We start from the raw sequence: 230 nt of genomic DNA, 5'->3' as shown, positions 1-230 counted from the left end.
AGGCCGCAACCGGCAGGGTCTCCCCCGAGTCCTGGACCCACGGCTCCAGTGCACAACGGCAGAAGTGGTTCTATCAGGGCTACACCACCGGTGACATCAATAAATGCGACACCTTCGGTGTGGCAACGCCGTAGCCTACCGGGAGGCACAAAAATGGTTCCAGGCATCATGCCTGGAACCATTTTTTGTGAAGTAATCAGATGTTGAAGCCGAGGGCCCGCATCTGGTCC

Annotated in this window: 1 protein-coding gene; it reads left to right on the top strand. The window is 57.4% G+C overall.

Features of this window, described 5'->3' with window-relative positions; all coding sequences use genetic code 11:
* On the top strand, positions 1-134 hold a 134-nt coding region (locus SB772_RS46160; RefSeq protein ID WP_410839288.1), incomplete at its 5' end, for a neutral zinc metallopeptidase.
* Positions 135-230 lie beyond the last annotated feature (96 nt).

It is taken from the genome of Paraburkholderia sp. SIMBA_030, assembly GCF_046535245.1.
GTDB lineage: Bacteria > Pseudomonadota > Gammaproteobacteria > Burkholderiales > Burkholderiaceae > Paraburkholderia.
This window is presented reverse-complemented; position numbering and strand designations above follow the sequence as displayed.